This is a genomic window from Streptomyces sp. NPDC044571 (genome assembly GCF_040647115.1).
Taxonomy (GTDB): Bacteria; Actinomycetota; Actinomycetes; order Streptomycetales; family Streptomycetaceae; genus Streptomyces.
The window spans coordinates 46,450-63,990 of the sequence record NZ_JBEZBN010000025.1; the positions used below are offsets into that span (position 1 = coordinate 46,450).

14 protein-coding genes are annotated in these 17,541 nt (G+C 72.8%); 11 read left to right on the top strand and 3 right to left on the bottom strand.

Going from position 1 to position 17,541, the window contains the following annotated elements:
• Positions 1-503: 503 nt before the first annotated feature.
• On the top strand, positions 504-1,346 hold the full coding sequence (locus AB0B01_RS15860; protein ID WP_361718292.1) for a MurR/RpiR family transcriptional regulator: 843 nt from the start codon (positions 504-506) through the stop codon (positions 1,344-1,346).
• Between the two features lie 334 nt (positions 1,347-1,680).
• Here the strand turns inward: AB0B01_RS15860 and AB0B01_RS15865 are convergent, their stop codons facing one another.
• Positions 1,681-3,024: a diaminopimelate decarboxylase gene (locus tag AB0B01_RS15865; RefSeq protein WP_361718295.1), complete on the bottom strand. Its 1,344-nt coding sequence runs from the start codon at positions 3,022-3,024 to the stop codon at positions 1,681-1,683.
• A gap of 104 nt (positions 3,025-3,128) precedes the next feature.
• Here AB0B01_RS15865 and hutU point away from each other — a divergent pair, with 104 nt between their 5' ends.
• The 8 genes from hutU (at position 3,129) to AB0B01_RS15905 (ending at position 12,764) form a co-directional block, all read left to right on the top strand.
• The gene (gene hutU, locus AB0B01_RS15870; protein WP_361718298.1) at positions 3,129-4,793 is read left to right on the top strand and encodes a urocanate hydratase; all 1,665 of its coding nucleotides are present in this window, start codon (positions 3,129-3,131) and stop codon (positions 4,791-4,793) included.
• A 38-nt stretch (positions 4,794-4,831) separates the two neighbouring features.
• Positions 4,832-6,022, top strand: coding sequence for an allantoate amidohydrolase (locus AB0B01_RS15875; protein ID WP_361718399.1), 1,191 nt, complete (start codon positions 4,832-4,834; stop codon positions 6,020-6,022).
• A complete protein-coding gene (locus tag AB0B01_RS15880; protein ID WP_361718301.1) occupies positions 6,013-7,362 on the top strand; it encodes a formimidoylglutamate deiminase in 1,350 nt (449 codons plus the stop codon). Before AB0B01_RS15875 ends, AB0B01_RS15880 begins: the two co-directional genes overlap by 10 nt.
• A gap of 20 nt (positions 7,363-7,382) precedes the next feature.
• Positions 7,383-8,561: an imidazolonepropionase gene (gene hutI, locus AB0B01_RS15885; RefSeq protein WP_361718303.1), complete on the top strand. Its 1,179-nt coding sequence runs from the start codon at positions 7,383-7,385 to the stop codon at positions 8,559-8,561.
• 126 nt (positions 8,562-8,687) lie between these two features.
• Positions 8,688-9,371 carry an LPXTG cell wall anchor domain-containing protein gene (locus AB0B01_RS15890; RefSeq protein ID WP_361718306.1) on the top strand — a complete coding sequence of 228 codons (684 nt, stop codon included), beginning with the start codon at positions 8,688-8,690 and terminating at the stop codon, positions 9,369-9,371.
• A 17-nt stretch (positions 9,372-9,388) separates the two neighbouring features.
• Entirely contained in the window at positions 9,389-10,366 is a 978-nt protein-coding gene (locus tag AB0B01_RS15895) for a hypothetical protein (RefSeq protein ID WP_361718309.1), read from the top strand.
• Entirely contained in the window at positions 10,363-11,439 is a 1,077-nt protein-coding gene (locus tag AB0B01_RS15900; RefSeq protein ID WP_361718312.1) for a hypothetical protein, read from the top strand. The genes AB0B01_RS15895 and AB0B01_RS15900 overlap by 4 nt, the downstream gene beginning before the upstream one ends.
• Positions 11,436-12,764 carry a hypothetical protein gene (locus AB0B01_RS15905; RefSeq protein WP_361718315.1) on the top strand — a complete coding sequence of 443 codons (1,329 nt, stop codon included), beginning with the start codon at positions 11,436-11,438 and terminating at the stop codon, positions 12,762-12,764. The genes AB0B01_RS15900 and AB0B01_RS15905 overlap by 4 nt, the downstream gene beginning before the upstream one ends.
• A gap of 91 nt (positions 12,765-12,855) precedes the next feature.
• Here the strand turns inward: AB0B01_RS15905 and AB0B01_RS15910 are convergent, their stop codons facing one another.
• On the bottom strand, positions 12,856-14,373 hold the full coding sequence (locus AB0B01_RS15910) for an oligopeptide:H+ symporter (protein WP_361718318.1): 1,518 nt from the start codon (positions 14,371-14,373) through the stop codon (positions 12,856-12,858).
• A 493-nt stretch (positions 14,374-14,866) separates the two neighbouring features.
• Between AB0B01_RS15910 and AB0B01_RS15915 the strand changes: the two genes are divergently transcribed.
• Positions 14,867-15,544: a response regulator transcription factor gene (locus AB0B01_RS15915; protein ID WP_125816630.1), complete on the top strand. Its 678-nt coding sequence runs from the start codon at positions 14,867-14,869 to the stop codon at positions 15,542-15,544.
• A 49-nt stretch (positions 15,545-15,593) separates the two neighbouring features.
• Positions 15,594-16,859: an ATP-binding protein gene (locus AB0B01_RS15920; RefSeq protein WP_361718321.1), complete on the top strand. Its 1,266-nt coding sequence runs from the start codon at positions 15,594-15,596 to the stop codon at positions 16,857-16,859.
• 12 nt (positions 16,860-16,871) lie between these two features.
• Here AB0B01_RS15920 and AB0B01_RS15925 read toward each other — a convergent pair whose 3' ends face one another.
• Positions 16,872-17,399, bottom strand: coding sequence for a GtrA family protein (locus AB0B01_RS15925; protein ID WP_361718324.1), 528 nt, complete (start codon positions 17,397-17,399; stop codon positions 16,872-16,874).
• Positions 17,400-17,541: the final 142 nt, after the last annotated feature.

The following is a 17,541-nucleotide window of genomic DNA, read 5'->3' on the forward strand; positions in this document are numbered from 1 at the left end:
TGCCGTGGCGCTGGCCGCGCGGAAGCCGGCCGCTGCCGTCGACGCAGGACGTTGCCGTTGCCGTTCCGTCGACGCAGGACGTCGCGTCCGGGGGCCCGTTGCGCAAACGGTACGGGCCGGACATGTGACGGCAGCACCGGCTTAACACGGCTCCGGCACAGTGGTGGTCGTCGGCAGGGGCGTCAGTGCCCCGGCCGGCACCACGAAACGGCGTTGGCGTACCTCCGGAGCGGCTCCCGGACCGCGTGAACGCCACGGACGCGGACGGCCCTGACCCGGCCCGTGTCCTGCGCGGGGACCACCGTCGTCCCGCCCCTCGCCTGCGTGAGGGTGCGGTGGTCCCCGCGCACATCTTTTTTTGGTGCACCAGCGTGATGACCGCCCACCCGAAGCGCTCCGGTGTTTTGGGCCGCGTCTCGCTGAGCGGTCTGCCGCTTGCCGTCTTGTATAGCCGCATGCAGAGTGCTCCGTGACTGAATAATCACGGGGACGGAGGGGTCGGGATGAGTGACAGCCCGGCAGCGCGGCTGCAGCAGCTGTTCGAGGGGCACCGGCTGACGCCCACCCAGCGGCGGATCGCCCACTGCATGGTGCGCGGGGCGGCGGACGTGCCGTTCCTGTCGAGCGTGGAGCTCGCCGACCTGGCGGGGGTGAGTCAGCCCTCGGTGACCCGGTTCGCGGTGGCGCTCGGCTTCGACGGATACCCGGCGCTGCGCCGGCACCTGCGTGAGGTGGCTCCGGCGGAGCGGGCCGAGGCGGTGCGGGAGGACACGTACAACGAGTACCAGCAGGCGGTGCAGGGGGAGATCGAGAACCTGCGGCAGCTGTCCGTCATGCTCGCCGATCCGGCCCCGGTCGAGGAGGCGGGCCGGCTGCTCGCCGGCTCCACCCCGCTGCCGGTGCTCGGCCTGCGGGCGGCGTCCTCGCAGGCGCGGGGCTTCGCGTACTTCGCCGCCAAGGTGCATCCGGACGTACGGCTCCTCGACGAGGGCGGCTCGATGCTGGCCGACCGCATCGACGGGGCGGTGGGGGCGGGGGCGTCGGCCCTGCTGTGCTTCGCCCTGCCGAGGCATCCGCGGGAGGTGGTGGACGCGCTGGAGCAGGCGCGGGGCGCGGGGCTGACGGTGGTGACGGTGGCCGACTCGGCGTTCGCGCCGGTGGCGCGGTACTCGGACCTGCTGATCCCGGCTCCGGTGGGTACGGGGCTGGCCTTTGACACGGCGTGCGCGCCGATGCTGCTGGGGCGGGTGCTGCTGGAGGCGATGGCGGATGCGCTGCCGGAGGCGCAGGCCCGCCTGGAGGCTTTCGACACCAGGGCGGCCAGCCGGGGGCTGTTCGTGGAGTGACGGCGCTGGTGCCCTGCGGGGCGGTTCCCTGCGGGGCGGTTTGCCGCGGGTGGCTCGGTGCGGGTGGGGGCGGTGTCTGCCAGGCGGTTCCTCGTGGGGCGGTGGTTGCGGGGGCCGGTGTCGGGCGGGGGGTGGGGTGTCGTCCGGGGCTCATGATTTATGGCGCCTGTTCCGGGTGGCATCGAACCCCGGATCCCGCGCCAACAAATCACGTTCCACGCCCCGGACAACACCCCACCCCCCACCCGCCCCCGGCCTGCTGTCCCCCTGTGGCCAGGCCCGGCTGCATCCCCGGCCTGCTGTTCCCCTGTAGCCATCCCCGGCTGCGCTCCTGTTAGAGCAGGGCGTTCGGGTGGGTGGCGCCGGCTTCCGTCAGGAGGTCGGAGAGGGACTGCGCAGGGCGGGCCAGGGTGAAGCGGACCTCGGGGGTCGTGGTGAAGCCGTGGACCGGCGGGCGCGGGAGGCTGTTGTAGCCGTAGTGGGCGGTGAAGAAGTACGCCCCGGTGTCCGGGACGGCGATCAGGTCGCCCGCGGCCAGCTCCGGCAACTCCCTGGCCGTGGCCAGCAGGTCCCCGGCGAAGCATGCGGGGCCGGCGATGTCCTGGGCGACGGGCGGGCCCGTCTTCGGGGTGCCCTTCGCGTCATACGGCAGGATCCGCAGCGGCCACGCCGCCGGCGCGTACACCGTCCGGGTGGCCAGCTGGACCCCCGCGTGGGTGAGGGCGATGGGGCGGCCGCCCGTGGTCTTCGTGTACTCGACCCGCGCCAGCACCAGCCCGTGCTTGGCCAGCAGCGAGCGCCCGAACTCCGTCACCAGCCCGTACGAGCCGTCGAACAGCGCCGGGACGGCCTCCTGCAGGGCGGCGACGTACTGCGCGTACGTCGGGTTCTCCTCGTCGGAGGCGAAGTTCACGGGGAGGCCGCCCCCGATGTCGAGCGTGTCGACCTGCCGGCGGCCGGCCGCCTCGTTGATCTCCTCGGCCAGGGCGTGCAGCTCCCGCACGCCTTCCGCGATCAGCGGGAGCGGGACTCCCTGGGAGCCGGAATGGGTGTGCAGCCTGGTCAGCCAGGGCCGGTCCACGAAGGCCCGTACGAGCCATTCCCGGGCGCCCGGGTCCCGTAGGGCGATGCCGAACTTCGACGTGGCCGTCGCCGTGGACAGGGCGTCGATCGCGCCGGCGCCCGTCTGGGGGTTGACCCTGACGCCGACCGGGCCGGCGGGGCGCCGGCTCAGCATCGTGTCCAGGCGCTCCAGCTCCTGCCGGCTGTCGGCGTTGACCGCCACCCCCAGCGCCAGTGCCTCGCGCAGTTCGGCCGTGGTCTTGGCCGGGGAATCCAGTACGGTCCGCTGCGCACTCACCCCCGCCGCCCGGGCCAGCGCCAGCTCGCCGGGGCTCGCGACCTCGCAGCCGAGGCCGGCGTCGGCGAGCAGCCGCAGCACCGGGACCAGCGGTGCCGCCTTGACCGCGAAGGCGTGCAGGACCGGGGTGCCGGGCGCCAGGGCTGCCGCGAAGGCGCTGGTCAGGGCTGCTGCGGAGGCCCGGATCCCATCCGTGTCCAGCAGGCACACCAGGGGCGGTGAGCTCTCCGTCCCGCCGACGAGCCCCTGCTCGACGGCGGCCCGCACGACCCGGTCGCGGCGTGCCGCCCCGTCCTCACCCTGCGTTCGCCGATGCATGTCTGCCAGCCAATCATCCGGCGCGGCGGCCCGCAGCTGTTGACTGAATCTATTCAGACCGCGAGGATATGAATGGATTGACCAACACCGGAGGAGGCACCGCCATGTCAGGACCCCGCCCCGTACGGGCCGCGCGAGGCACCGAGCTCAGCACCCTGGGATGGCAGCAGGAGGCCGCCCTGCGGATGCTGCAGAACAACCTCGACCCCGAGGTCGCCGAGCACCCCGACAAGCTCGTCGTCTACGGCGGCACCGGCAAGGCGGCGCGCGACTGGCGCTCCTTCGACGCGATGGTCCGCACCCTGCAGACCCTCAAGCAGGACGAGACGATGCTCGTCCAGTCCGGCCGTCCCGTCGGCGTGATGCAGACGCACGAGTGGGCCCCCCGCGTCCTGCTCGCCAACTCCAACCTGGTCGGCGACTGGGCCAACTGGGAGGAGTTCCGGCGACTGGAGCAGCTGGGTCTGACCATGTACGGCCAGATGACCGCCGGTTCGTGGATCTACATCGGCACGCAGGGCATCCTGCAGGGCACGTACGAGACCTTCGCCGCGGTCGCCGCCAAGAAGTTCAACGGCACCCTCGCCGGCACCATCACCCTGACCGCCGGCCTCGGCGGCATGGGCGGCGCCCAGCCGCTCGCGGTGACGATGAACGACGGCGTCGCGATCTGCATCGACGTCGACCCGCGCGCCATCGAGCGCCGGATCGAGCACCGCTACCTGGACGTGAAGGCCGACAACCTCCGGCACGCCCTGCAGCTGGCCGTCGAGGCGCGCGACGCCCGCAAGCCGCTCTCCATCGGCCTGCTCGGCAACGCGGCCGAACTCCTCCCGCAGATGCTCGCGGAAGGCGCCCCGATCGACATCGTGACCGACCAGACCTCCGCGCACGACCCCCTGTCGTACCTGCCGGTCGGCGTCGACTTCGAGGACATGGCCTCCTACGCGGCCAAGGACCCGGCCGGCTTCACCACGCGGGCCCGCGAGTCCATGGCCCAGCACGTCGAGGCCATGGTCGGCTTCATGGACGCCGGCGCCGAGGTCTTCGACTACGGCAACTCCATCCGCGGTGAGGCCCAGCTCGCCGGCTACGACCGCGCCTTCGCGTTCCCCGGCTTCGTCCCGGCCTACATCCGACCGCTGTTCTGCGAGGGCAAGGGCCCCTTCCGCTGGGCGGCCCTGTCCGGCGAGGCCTCGGACATCGCCAAGACGGACAAGGCGATGCTGGAGCTCTTCCCGGAGAACGAGTCCCTGCACCGCTGGATCAAGATGGCCGGCGAGCGCGTCCACTTCCAGGGCCTGCCCGCGCGGATCTGCTGGCTCGGCTACGGCGAGCGCGACAAGGCCGGCGAGCGTTTCAACGACATGGTCGCGAGCGGCGAGCTCGCCGCCCCGCTGGCCATCGGCCGCGACCACCTCGACTGCGGCTCCGTCGCCTCGCCGTACCGCGAGACGGAGGCCATGCTCGACGGCTCGGACGCCATCGCCGACTGGCCGCTGCTCAACGCCATGGTCAACGTCGCCTCCGGCGCCTCGTGGGTGTCCCTGCACCACGGCGGCGGCGTCGGCATGGGCCGCTCCATCCACGCGGGCCAGGTCACCGTGGCCGACGGCACCCCGCTGGCGGGCGAGAAGATCCGCCGCGTCCTGACCAACGACCCCGGCATGGGCGTCATCCGCCACGTCGACGCCGGCTACGACATCGCCGAGTCGGTGGCGGACGAGCGCGGCGTCCGCGTCCCCATGCGCGAGGGTGACCCGGCGTGATCCAGGACGCCCCCGCGGCCGGGGCCTCGTTCCACACCATGTGGGACGAGCTGGCCCCCGTCGGCCGCCACCCGGACTCCGGCGGCTACCGCCGCTACGCCTGGAGCGGTGCCGACGCCGACTGCCGTACCTGGTTCCAGGAGCAGGCCGAGGCCCGCGGCCTGCTGTACGAGACGGACCGCAACGGCAACCAGTGGGCCTGGCTCGGCGACCCGCTCGCCGGGGACGCCGTGGTCACCGGATCGCACCTGGACTCCGTCCCCGACGGCGGCGCCTTCGACGGCCCGCTCGGCGTGGTGTCCTCCTTCGCGGCCCTGGACGAACTCCGCGGCCGGGGCGCCCGCTTCACCAGGCCGCTGGCCATCACCAACTTCGGTGACGAGGAAGGCGCCCGCTTCGGGCTCGCCTGCGTCGGCTCCCGGCTCGCCGCCGGGCAGCTGACCAAGGAGAAGGCGTACGAGCTGCGCGACGCCGACGGGATCAGCCTCCCGCAGGCCATGGAGGCCGCCGGGTACGACCCCGCCGCCATCGGGGCCGACCCGGAGCGCCTCGCCCGCATCGGCGCCTTCGTCGAGCTCCACGTCGAGCAGGGCCGGGCCCTGGACCTGTCCGGGGACCGGGTCGGCATCGCCTCCGCGATCTGGCCGCACGGACGCTGGCGGTTCGACTTCCACGGCGAGGCCAACCACGCCGGCACCACCCGCCTGGTGGACCGCCGCGACCCGATGCTCACGTACGCGGCGACCGTGCTCGCGGCCCGTACGGAGGCCGCCCTCGCCGGGGCCGTCGCCACCTTCGGGAAGGTCTCCGTCGAGCCCAACGGGGTCAACGCGATCCCCTCCCTGGTCCGCGGCTGGCTGGACTCGCGGGCCGCCGACCAGGCCACCCTGGACACCGTGGTCACCGCCGTCGAGAAGGCCGCCCGCGAGCGGGCCGACCAGGACGGCATCGACCTGTCCGTCGTCCGGGAGTCCTTCACCCCGGTCGTCGAGTTCGGGCACGCCCTGCGCGACGAGCTGAACCGGATCCTCGGCGGCGCCGTCCCCGTCCTCGGCACCGGGGCGGGACACGACGCCGGAATCCTCTCCGCAGCCGTCCCGACGGCGATGCTGTTCGTACGCAACCCCACCGGCGTCTCCCACTCCCCGCGGGAGTTCGCCACCGAGGACGACTGCGTGGCGGGCGTCCTCGCCCTCGCCGACGCACTGGAGGGCCTGGCGTGCCGCTGACCGCGCACAAGACGTACTGGCTGGAGCACGCCTGGCTCGGCACCCATGTCGAGCCGGGCGTCGCCCTGGAGGTGGGCGGCGACGGGCGGATCGCCGCCCTGCGCACCGGCGCCGAAACCCCGCCGCCCGGTGCCGAAGTCCTGCGCGGGCTCACCCTTCCCGGCCTCGCCAACGCGCACAGCCACGCCTTCCACCGGGCGCTGCGCTCCCTCGTGCAGATCGGCTCCGGCACCTTCTGGACCTGGCGCGAGTTCATGTACCAGGTCGCCCAGAACCTCACCCCGGAGCGCTATTTCGCGCTGGCCCGCGCGGTGTACGCGGAGATGGCGCTGGCCGGCGTCACGAACGTCGGCGAGTTCCACTACGTCCACCACGCGCCCGGCGGCGCCCCCTACGCCGACCCGAACGCCATGGGCGAGGCCCTGATCGAGGCCGCCGCCGAGGCGGGCATCCGGATCACCCTCCTCGACACCGCCTACCTGTCCGCGGGCTTCGGCGAGGCGCCCAACGCGCACCAGCGGCGGTTCAGCGACGGCACCGCCGAGGCCTGGGCCGAGCGGGTCTCGGCCCTCAAACCCCGCGAGCACGCCCTGATCGGCGCGGCCGTCCACTCCGTGCGCGCCGTGCCGGCGGGCGAGCTGGCCACGGTCGCCCGCTGGGCCGAGGAGCGGCAGGCCCCCCTGCACGTCCACCTCTCGGAGCAGACCGCCGAGAACGAGGCCTGCCTGGCGGCCCACGGCCGGACCCCGACCCAGCTGCTCGCCGACCACGGAGTGCTCGGACCGCGCACCACCGGCGTCCACAACACGCACCTGACGGACACCGACATCGGTCTCCTCGGTGCCAGCGCCACCGGCACCTGCATGTGCCCCACCACCGAACGCGACCTCGCCGACGGCATCGGCCCGGCCGGCCGGCTCCAGCGGGCCGGCAGCCCGCTCTCCCTCGGCAGCGACAGCCACGCGGTGATCGACCTGCTGGAGGAGGCCCGCGCGATGGAGCTGAACGAGCGCCTGCGCAGCCGGACCCGGGGCCACTGGACGGCGAACGCCCTGCTCACGGCGGCCACAGCGGACGGGCACGCGGCCCTCGGCCGACCCGACGCGGGCCGCCTGGAGCCGGGCGCGCTCGCGGACTTCACCACCATCGCCCTGGACTCCGTACGCACGGCCGGTCCGCTGCCGCGGCTGGGCGCCGAGACCGCGGTCTTCGCGGCCTCCGCAGCGGACGTCCGCCACACTGTGGTCGGCGGTCGCCACATCGTCCGGGACGGCCACCACACCCTCGTCGGTGACGTGGCGTCGGCCCTGTCCGCATCCATCGCGGCCGTCCGCGGCTGACGTCGCCCGAGAGGAACCCCGTGACCACCACCGTCATCACCAACATCGGCAGCCTCGTCACCAACGATCCCGCCGCGGGCGACGGCAGCCCCCTCGGCCTGATCGAGAACGCGGCGGTCGTCATCGACGGCGAGACCGTCGCCTGGGTCGGCGAGAGCGCCTACGCCCCGGCCGCGGACTCGGCCTTCGACGCGCACGGCCGGGCCGTGATCCCGGGCTTCGTCGACTCCCACTCGCACCTGGTCTTCGCCGGCGACCGCACCGCCGAGTTCAACGCCCGGATGTCGGGCCGCAGCTACACCGCCGGCGGTATCCGCACCACCGTCGCCGCCACCCGCGCCGCCACCGACGCCGAGCTGGAGGCGAACCTGGTGCGCCACCTCGACGAGGCCCGCCGCCAGGGCACCACCACCTTCGAGACGAAGTCGGGCTACGGGCTGACCGTCGCCGACGAGGCCCGCGCCCTGCGCATCGCGGCCGCGCACACCGAGGAGGTCACCTACCTCGGCGCGCACATCGTCTCCCCCGACTACGCCGACGACCCCGCCGGCTACGTCGACCTCGTGACCGGCGCCATGCTCGCCGCCTGCGCCCCGTACGCCCGCTGGGTGGACGTCTTCTGCGAGAAGGGCGCCTTCGACGGCGACCAGGCCCGCGCGATCCTCACGGCGGGCGCCGCCGCGGGCCTGATCCCGCGGGTCCACGCCAACCAGCTCACCCAGGGCCCGGGCGTGCAGCTCGCGGTGGAGCTCGAAGCGGCCTCCGCCGACCACTGCACGCACCTCACCGACGCCGACGTGGACGCCCTGGCGCAGGCCGCGGGCACCACGGTCGCGACCCTGCTGCCCGGCGCCGAGTTCTCCACCCGCGCCCAGTGGCCCGACGCGCGCCGGCTCCTCGACGCGGGCGTCACCGTCGCCCTGTCCACGGACTGCAACCCGGGCTCCTCCTACACGAGTTCCATGCCGTTCTGTATCGCGCTCGCGGTCCGGGACATGGGCATGACCCCCGACGAGGCCCTGTGGTCCGCCACCGCGGGCGGTGCCCGCGCCCTGCGGCGCACCGACATCGGCACGCTCACCCCCGGCGCCCGCGCCGACCTCGCCCTGCTGGAGGCCCCCAGCCACGTCCACCTGGCCTACCGGCCGGGCGTCCCGCTCGTCTCGGCGGTCTGGCAGAAGGGCGTCCGAGCGGCCTGATCCGGGCCCGTCCCCTCCCGCCTGATCCCGCATGTCCTTTGTCTTCCCTCCGTAAGGTCCCGGGCGTACCTTGAGCCACCGATCTGATGTGCCGTCAGTAATTTGTGGCCCGAGGGGAAGACGAAGGTGCCCAACCGGAAACGCTCCACCGCGCTTGCGCTGGCGTCCGCGCTGGCCGGATCGGCGGTACTGCTGACCGCCCCCGCAGCCCATGCCGACGTCGTCGACGTCGCCTACGACTGCAAGACCCCCATCGGCGACAAGTCGGCGGTCTCGCCCATCGACATCAAGGCCGTCAAGGAGGGCGACGGGTACAAGCTGACGATGTCCTTCCAGAAGGGCGTCTCGTCCAGCCCCGTCGAGCTCGGCAAGGGCGCGATGAGCCCCAGCGCCGTCGTCCTCACCGGCGGCGCGGAGAAGGTGTCCGTGCCGGTCTCGGGGCCGCCCAACCCCGAGGCCGTGCCCGCCAACACGCCCATCAAGATCACCGATCTCTCGGGCACCTACACCCCGAAGAAGAGCGGCAAGGTCACCTTCACCGCGGGCGTGCTCACCATCAAGGCCCTGGGCACCACCACCACCTGCACCCCCGGCAACAGCCCCAAGCCCTCCCTGGAACTCGACGTCACGGCGGCGGCCGGTGCCAAGGACACCACCGGATCCGGCGGCGCCACCACGGGCGACACCCTGCCCCAGACCGGGCCCGCCGACTCCGCCCTCGCCCTCGGCACCCTCGGCGGCACCGTGCTGCTCACCGGCGCCGCCGGCATGCTCTGGCTGACCCGGCGCGGCCGGCGGGCCCGGTCCTGAACGGAGCGCCCCCGGCCATGCCCGCGCCCTGCGCCCGTACGCACCTCGCCCGCCTCCTGATCCTGTTCCTGCTCACCGCGGTGGCGGCCGCGCCCGCAGGTCCCGCCGCGGCCGACGAGCCCGGCTGGACCGCCGCCCCCGCGGCGGGCACCACCGGCGCGGCCCGCCCGTACTTCTACCTGGCGGGCGCCGCCGGCACCGTGCTGGAGGACCGGGTGGCCCTGTCCAACACCACCGACCACGAGCTCACCCTCACCCTGCGCGGAGCCGACGCCTACAACGAGGCGGACGGCGCCCTCGCGGTGCGCCCCACCGGGCAGTCGACCGGCGCCGGTTCCTGGATCAGCTTCGGCGCGGCCACCACCGTACGGATCCCGCCCGGGACCCGCGCCGTGGTCCCCTTCACCGTCACCCTGCCGCCCGCCTCCCCGCCCGGCGACCACCCCGCCGCCGTGGTCGTCACCGAAGCGGGCCGCGAGGCAGGGGTACGGGTACACCTGCGGGTCGGCGGCCCGACGCTGGCCGCCCTCACCGTCGAGGGCGTCTCCGTACGCGGCCGGGGCGCCGGGGCGCAGGTCGCGTACACCCTCGTCAACCGCGGCAACGTGGTCCTCGCCCCGCAGCTCTCGATCCGCGCCGAGGGCCTCTTCGGCGAGGTCCCCGGCCGCAGCGCCCGCGCCGTCCCGGTGGAACTGCTCCCCGGCCGGCGGGTGCGGCTGACCGAGCCGTGGCCCGGGGCGCCGGTCCTCGACGGCGTGGACCTCACCCTCACCGTCACCGCCCCCGGCGCGGCCCCGGCCACGGCCACCGCCTCGGCGTGGTTCGCGCCCTGGGGGATCGCCGCGCGGGCCGGGGCCGGGCTGCTCGCCCTCGCCGGGCTCGCCCTGGCCGCGCTGCTCCTCGTACGCCGCCGGCGCACCCGCCGGGAGCAGCCGGTGGCACCGGCCCGGGAGGAACGGACACCGGAACACGAGCTGACGGGAGCAACCACGTGACCGGCAGGCTCAGGGCCCGGCTCGCGGCAGGGCTGGCGGTGTGCCTCCTGGCGCTGGCCGGGGGAGTCTGGAACGCGGGCCCGGCCGGCGCGGCCGAGGACAAGCCGGGCGTCGCGCTCTCGCTCCAGGAGGCCGCGAAGGGCACCGAACTCACCGTCACGGGCAGCGGGTGGCACGCCAGAACGCTGGTGATGGTGCTGCTCTGCGGCCAGAACATGATCGGCGGCACGAACAGCTGCGCCAACGCCGACGGGACCGCCGTCTCGGCCGGCGCCGACGGCCGCTTCACCGCCCGGCTGCCCGTGGTGGCCCCGCCCAAGCCCTGCCCGTGCGTCGTGAACGTCACCTCCGTGGGCGGGGACCAGTCCACCGTCGCCGTACCCCTGAAGATCACCGACCATCCGGTGGCCGAGCTGCCCGCCGAGTCCGGCACCGCCCGCCTCGCGATGCTCACCGGGGTCCGCCTCAAGGGCGAGGACGGCGTGCTGACCTGGTTCGGCGCCCCGCCGACACGGAAATTCACAGTCACCGTCGGCAATCTCGGCTCCGCCCCCGTCAAAGACCCCGTCTTCCAGCTCGGCACGGCCCACGGGGTGTTCGCGCCGCAGTGGGACGAGGTCCGGTGGAAGGGCACGATCCCGCCGGGCGGCAAGGCGGAGGTCCGGCTCGACGTCAGCCTGTCCGCGGGCGCCCACGGCGACTACACGGTCTCCCTCAAGTACGGGGACACGGTCGTCGCCACGCAGCCGTGGGGCGTGGACCGCCCGTACGGGGTCCTGCTGTTCTGGGGCCTGCTCCTGCTGGTGGTGCCGGCCGCGGTCTTCCGTACCGGCATGGCCGTCGTCGACCGGGTCCGGCCGCGCACCGCAGGCACGGGCGGACGCCACCGGGCCGAGGCGGCAGCCGGTGCCGGGGGCGGCGCCGGGGAGACCGGGGCCGGGGAGACCGGCGCGGATCCCGAGACCCCCACGGCGGTCCTGCCGTGGTTCACACCCCATCCCTCTCAGTCACCACCGTCACCACAGGCGTCCGCACCGTCTGAGAACACCCCGACGACGAAGGGACATTCGTGAAAACCCAACGGAGGGTGAGCGCGGCCGCGGTCGCGCTGCTGTTCGGCGGCGCGGGCATCCTGCTGGCGGCAAGCCCCGCCCAGGCGGCCGACGTCTCGTACAAGGTGGAATGCATCCCGCCGGCGGGCGGCGGCGGCCCGGTCCAGGGGACGAACACCGTCTCCATCACCGCGCCCGCCACCGCGAAGGTCGGCGACGAGGTCGAGGTGGTCTGGAAGACCGTCAAACCGGCCTCGAACAACACCGATCTCATGGACCTGGGCAAGGACACCGTCAAGCCGACCGGCTTCGTCCAGTTGGGCGGGGCGCTCGGCGGGGAGGCGAAGCTGGAGGGCGAGCGCAAGAACCCGCCCATCCCGAAGAAGGCACCCATGGTCATGTCCGACATGAAGGGCAAGATCAAGCTCACCAAGGCCGGGGACGTCACGATCACGCCCGGCAAGTACGACGTGGACTTCAGCGGGTTCGTCACGCACTGCTCGCCGAAGGAGACGGCCGCGGTCGGGGCCACCATCAAGGTCACCGAGGGCGGCGGCTCCACGTCCGGGGGCGGTACGTCGGGCGGCTCCACCACCGGCGGCTCCACCACCGGCGGCAGCACCTCCGGCGGCTCCACCTCGGGCGGTTCCTCCTCCGGCGGCAGCACCTCCTCGGGCGGCAGCACCTCCGGCTCCACCACCGGCGGGGGTGGCGGCCAGACCGACTTCCCCGGCAAGCCCGTCGAGGTCGCCTTCGACTGCGGCGCGGTCGTCCCCGGCGGCATCAAGACCCCGGTCACGATCAACGCCAAGAAGAACGGCGGCGGCTACGACCTGACCGTCAAGACCGCCAAGGGCGCCATGGCCAGCCCCATGGCCCTGCCGGCCGGGGCCCTGAAGCCCTCGATGAACATCAAGCTCGGCGGCGCCGACACCGGCACGGTCAAGGTCACGGGCCCGGCCAACGCCGAGCCGATCCCCGACAAGGCCCCGGTCAGCCTGAGCGACATGACCGGCACCTACACGCCCGGCAAGACCGGCAAGGTGACGCTGAGCCCGGACCAGCTGACCATCGACGTCACCATGGCCCCGGGGTCCACGCCCATCAACGTCCCCTGCAAGGCCGTCAGCAGCGGCGTATCGCTGGAGCTGGACACCACTGCCCAGCCCGGCGGCTCCGGCTCGCCCTCGACCACCGGCTCCACCTCCTCCTCGGGCGGTCTCGCCGAGACCGGCGGCGAAGAGGGCGGCATCAAGGCCCTGGCCCTGGTCGCGGGCACGGTGATCCTGCTCGGCGGCGCCGTCTTCACCTTCACCCCCTGGCGCCGCCTGCGCGGCACGCGCTGAGCCAGCGGCAGCGGGAACGGCGGCGGGAACGACGAAGCGGCCCGGCACACCAGGGGTGTGCCGGGCCGCTTCACGCGCCGAGGGGCCTGCGTCAGTGGACGTCGCCCATCAGGGCCTGGACCTTCTTGCGGTAGGCGTACACCGCGAAGCCGGCCAGGGCCGCGGCGGCCGCCTGCAGGGCGATCACACCCAGACCGTTCAGGTCCACCCCGCCGATGGACAGGAGGCTGGTGATGCAGTCGCCGGCGGTGACCGCGAGGAACCAGACACCCATCATCTGGGAGGCGTACTTCTGCGGGGCCATCTTCGTGGTGACCGAGAGGCCGACCGGGGAGACGCACAGCTCACCGATGGTCTGGATCATGTAGATCGAGACGAGCCACATCGGGGAGACCTTGGCGTCGCCGCCCGCCATGTTCATCGGGACGATGAAGACGAAGAACGAGGCACCGATCAGGACCAGGCCCATCGCGAACTTCACGATGGTGTTCGGCTCCTGGTTCTTACGGGCCAGCCACACCCACAGCCAGGCGAAGACCGGGGCCAGCGCCATCACGAACAGCGGGTTCAGCGACTGGTACCAGGTGGCCGAGAAGCCGAGGCCGAAGACGGTGTCGGCGGTCTTGTCGTCGGCGAACAGGGAGAGCGTGGAGCCACCCTGGTCGTAGATCATCCAGAAGACTGCGGCGGCGATGAAGAACCAGATGTAGGCCGTCATCTTCGACTGCTCGGTCGAGGACAGGTCCTTGTCGCGCTTGATGCGCACCAGCACGGCGATCGGGATGATCAGACCGGCCAGGGTCAGCGGGACCAGCGCCCAGTTCAGCGTGTAGGCACCGAGGGCCACCACGGCGCCGTAGAAGACGGCGATACCGGCGACCGCGAGGGCGACCTTGGTGAGGACGGCCTTGCGCTCCTGCGGCGTCAGCGGGTTCGGGACCTCGCTGCTCTTCGGGCTCAGGTGCTTGGTGCCGAGCAGGAACTGGGTCAGGCCCAGGGCCATGCCGGCGGCGGCGAGGGCGAAGCCCAGGTGCCAGTTGTGCTCCTTGCCGACCGTGCCGACGACGAGCGGGGCGACGAAGGCACCGAGGTTGATGCCGATGTAGAAGAGCGTGAAGCCGCCGTCACGGCGCGGGTCCTCGGGACCGTCGTACAGGTGGCCGACCATCGTGGAGATGTTGGCCTTCAGCAGACCGGAGCCCGCCGCGACGAGGATCAGACCGACGAAGAACATCGCCTGGCCCGGCAGGGCCAGCGACAGGTGGCCGGCCATGATCACGAAGCCGGCGATGGCGACCGTCTTGCGGGCACCCCAGACGCGGTCACCGAACCAGCCGCCCGGCATGGCCATCAGGTAGACCATCGAGACGTACACGGAGTAGATCGCCGTGGTGGTGGCCGCGGTCATCGCCAGACCGCCGCCCTGGCTTCCCGTCGCGGCGTCGGCGCCGCCCGAGACCAGGTAGTACACGAGGAGTGCACGCATGCCGTAGTAGGAGAAGCGCTCCCACATCTCGGTCATGAACAGAGTGGCCAGGCCACGGGGGTGGCCGAAGAAGGTCTTCTCGGAGGCCGGAGCCGCCGTGTCCCTCGTCAGGCTGGAAGCCATGGTCGATCCTTGCTTGCTCGGGACGCCTCGCTTCGTGAGCGGAACAGCGCCCGGTGGGGGGTTGGCCGGCACCGGCGACGGGCGACCCACCCCACGCCCTGGGGTCCGTCGCCGCCTGTACGGCGGAGACGAGGGAGCATCCGTAACCGGGATCCACGCTTCATCGCACACCTCGCGCGCGAAGCCCGGCCCACAGGTCATTCACTGTCATCAAGCCCGGCCACGTCAGTCCGCGGACTGGCCGGACCGGTCAGGACAGAAAGAGAGACCCTCGGCGCGCTTTTCGGCACAAAGGTCTCAGAGGTAGTGCATCAGGCGTCTCGCCACCATACGACACGACACGGCGGCATATGAAAGGACTTGAGACATGGATCACAGGCCTTTCGGGAACCGTTTGGTCACATTCGAAGGCCGCCCCTTGCCATAAGACCAGATCGGCAGGGGTGTGCACGCACGACCCTGCTTTCAGCCGCTGCGGACTACCATCACCCACATGACGCGTGTACTGCTCGCCGAGGACGACGCATCCATCTCGGAACCCCTGGCCCGCGCCCTGCGCCGGGAGGGGTACGAGGTCGAGGTCCGGGAGGACGGCCCCACCGCCCTGGACGCCGGACTGCAGGGCGGCGTCGACCTCGTCGTCCTGGATCTGGGCCTGCCGGGCATGGACGGCCTGGAGGTCGCCCGACGGCTGCGCGCCGAGGGCCACGGCTTCCCGATCCTGGTCCTCACCGCCCGCGCGGACGAGGTCGACACCGTCGTCGGCCTGGACGCGGGCGCCGACGACTACGTGACCAAGCCCTTCCGCCTCGCCGAACTGCTGGCCCGCGTACGGGCCCTGCTGCGGCGCGGCGCCAACGAGGCCAGCCAGGCCCCCGCCACCCACGGCGTACGGATCGACGTCGAGTCGCACCGCGCCTGGATGGGGGAGGAGGAGCTCCAGCTCACCGCCAAGGAGTTCGACCTGCTGCGGGTCCTGGTGCGCGACGCCGGCCGGGTCGTCACGCGCGACCAGCTGATGCGCGAGGTGTGGGACACCACCTGGTGGTCCTCCACCAAGACCCTCGACATGCACATCTCCTGGCTCCGCAAGAAGCTGGGCGACGACGCCGCCAACCCCCGCTACATCGCGACCGTCCGCGGCGTCGGCTTCCGCTTCGAGAAGAGCTAGTGCCACCAGCGTCCGAGTGGACCCGAGCAAAAATGAGCACCACTGAGCCATGCGCCGCCGCCTGATCCAGTCCACGCTCGCCGTGGTGCTCGTCGTGATCGCCGTCTTCGGGGTCTCCCTCGTCATCGTGGAGACCCGGACGATCACCAGCAGCGCCCAGGACCGCATCGAGTCCGAGGCGCTGCGCCTCGTCGGCAGCGTCGAGGCGGACGTCCTGGAGCGCAAGCCGATCGACGCCCAGGCCCTCGCCGAGCAGCTCGACGCGGGCCGCTACGCCCGCATCACCGTCCCTGGCCGGCCGGCCGTGGAGGTCGGCGAACGGATCCCCGACAGCGTCATCCGGGGCACCGCGAAGGGCGAGCAGGGCGAGACCGTCGTCGTCGAGGCCTCCCGCTCCACCGTGACCAAAGAGGTGGGGCGGACCCTCGCCGTGGTCGGCGCGGTGGCCCTGCTCGCGGTGGTGGCGGCCGTCCTGCTGGCCGTACGGCAGGCCAACCGGCTGGCCTCCCCCCTGACCGACCTCGCCGAGACCGCCGAGCGGCTGGGTTCCGGCGACCCGCGGCCCCGGCACAAGCGGTACGGGGTGCCCGAGTTGGACCGGGTCGCCGACGTACTGGACTCCAGCGCGGAGCGGATCGCCCGGATGCTGACCGCCGAGCGGCGCCTGGCCGCGGACGCCTCGCACCAGCTGCGGACCCCCCTCACCGCCCTGTCGATGCGGCTGGAGGAGATCACGGTCACCGAGGACCTGGCGACCGTACGGGACGAGGCGAGCATCGCCCTGACCCAGGTGGAACGGCTCACCGATGTGGTCGAGCGGCTGCTCACGAACTCCCGGGACCCGCGGACGGGCTCCGCGGTCCCCTTCGACCTGGACGAGGTCGTCAAACAGCAGGTGGAGGAGTGGCGGCCCGCCTACCGCAGCGCGGGCCGGGCCATCGTGCGCTCCGGCAAGACCGGCATCCGGGCCGTCGCCACCCCGGGCGCGGTCTCGCAGGTGCTGGCGACCCTGGTGGAGAACGCGCTCATGCACGGAGGCGGCACCGTCGCCCTGCGCACGCGGGTGATCGGCAACCAGGCCGTACTGGAGGTCACCGACGAGGGGCCGGGAGTCCCGCCCGACCTCGGCAACCGGATCTTCGAGCGGGCCATCAGCGGCCGCAACTCCACCGGCATCGGCCTCGCCGTGGCCCGGGACCTCGCGGAGGCCGACGGGGGGCGCCTGGAGCTGCTGCAGACACAGCCTCCGGTGTTCGCGCTGTTCCTGAGCCGGACCGCGCCGGATCGGCCGGAGCCGGAGGAGACGGTCCGCTGAGGCCGGACGGCCCTACTTGCCCGCGGGCTCCGGGGCGAGCGCGGGCTCCGCGGAGAGCGCGGAGTCCTGGTGCCCCGCGACCGCGGCGGCGGCCTCCGGCGCGGGCAGCGCCTTGAAGACCCAGGTCCGGTACGACCAGAAGCGGAAGACGGTGGCCGTGCCGATGCCGACGAACTTGCAGATGTTGGTGGCGAGCGGGCCGTCCCAGCCGAAGCCGTAGGTGGCCGTGTAGAGCACGCCGTTCTCGATGACCAGGCCGATCACGCTGAAGGCCACGAACAGCGGCAGCTCGCGGGAGCTGCCGGAGTGGGCGCGGTCACGGTAGGTGAAGTACCGGAACCCGATGTAGTTGGTGATGATGGCCACGACGGTGGCTATGACGCTCGCCCGCACCACCTGCAGGTCGGTGGTGTGCCGGATCAGGTTGAAGACACCCAGGTTGACCAGCACGCCCAGGCCGCCGACCGCCCCGAACTTGGCGACCTCCCGTACGAGACCGCGTACCCGTTCGAGGGCGGATCCCTGCTCCGGCGCGCTCATGTGATGGATCAGTCCCGTCGTCGGCGCCCCCCGGGCCGGGGGGCGTCTCGTCTGTCTCGGTCAGCCACCCATGCTAAGTGTCGCCCCGGCGGGCCGTCCGTGCCTTCGCACACCGTGCGACGCAGGGCACACCGGAGGATGA

Bases quoted from the DNA above. Each gene is read 5' to 3' on its own strand.
- AB0B01_RS15915 (WP_125816630.1), top strand. From the start codon at position 14,867: ATGACGCGTGTACTGCTCGCCGAGGACGACGCATCCATCTCGGAACCC.
- AB0B01_RS15910 (WP_361718318.1), bottom strand. From the start codon at position 14,373: ATGGCTTCCAGCCTGACGAGGGACACGGCGGCTCCGGCCTCCGAGAAG.
- AB0B01_RS15895 (WP_361718309.1), top strand. From the start codon at position 9,389: ATGCCCGCGCCCTGCGCCCGTACGCACCTCGCCCGCCTCCTGATCCTG.
- AB0B01_RS15920 (WP_361718321.1), top strand. From the start codon at position 15,594: ATGCGCCGCCGCCTGATCCAGTCCACGCTCGCCGTGGTGCTCGTCGTG.
- AB0B01_RS15875 (WP_361718399.1), top strand. From the start codon at position 4,832: ATGTGGGACGAGCTGGCCCCCGTCGGCCGCCACCCGGACTCCGGCGGC.
- hutU (WP_361718298.1), top strand. From the start codon at position 3,129: ATGTCAGGACCCCGCCCCGTACGGGCCGCGCGAGGCACCGAGCTCAGC.
- AB0B01_RS15865 (WP_361718295.1), bottom strand. From the start codon at position 3,024: ATGCATCGGCGAACGCAGGGTGAGGACGGGGCGGCACGCCGCGACCGG.
- AB0B01_RS15925 (WP_361718324.1), bottom strand. From the start codon at position 17,399: ATGAGCGCGCCGGAGCAGGGATCCGCCCTCGAACGGGTACGCGGTCTC.
- AB0B01_RS15860 (WP_361718292.1), top strand. From the start codon at position 504: ATGAGTGACAGCCCGGCAGCGCGGCTGCAGCAGCTGTTCGAGGGGCAC.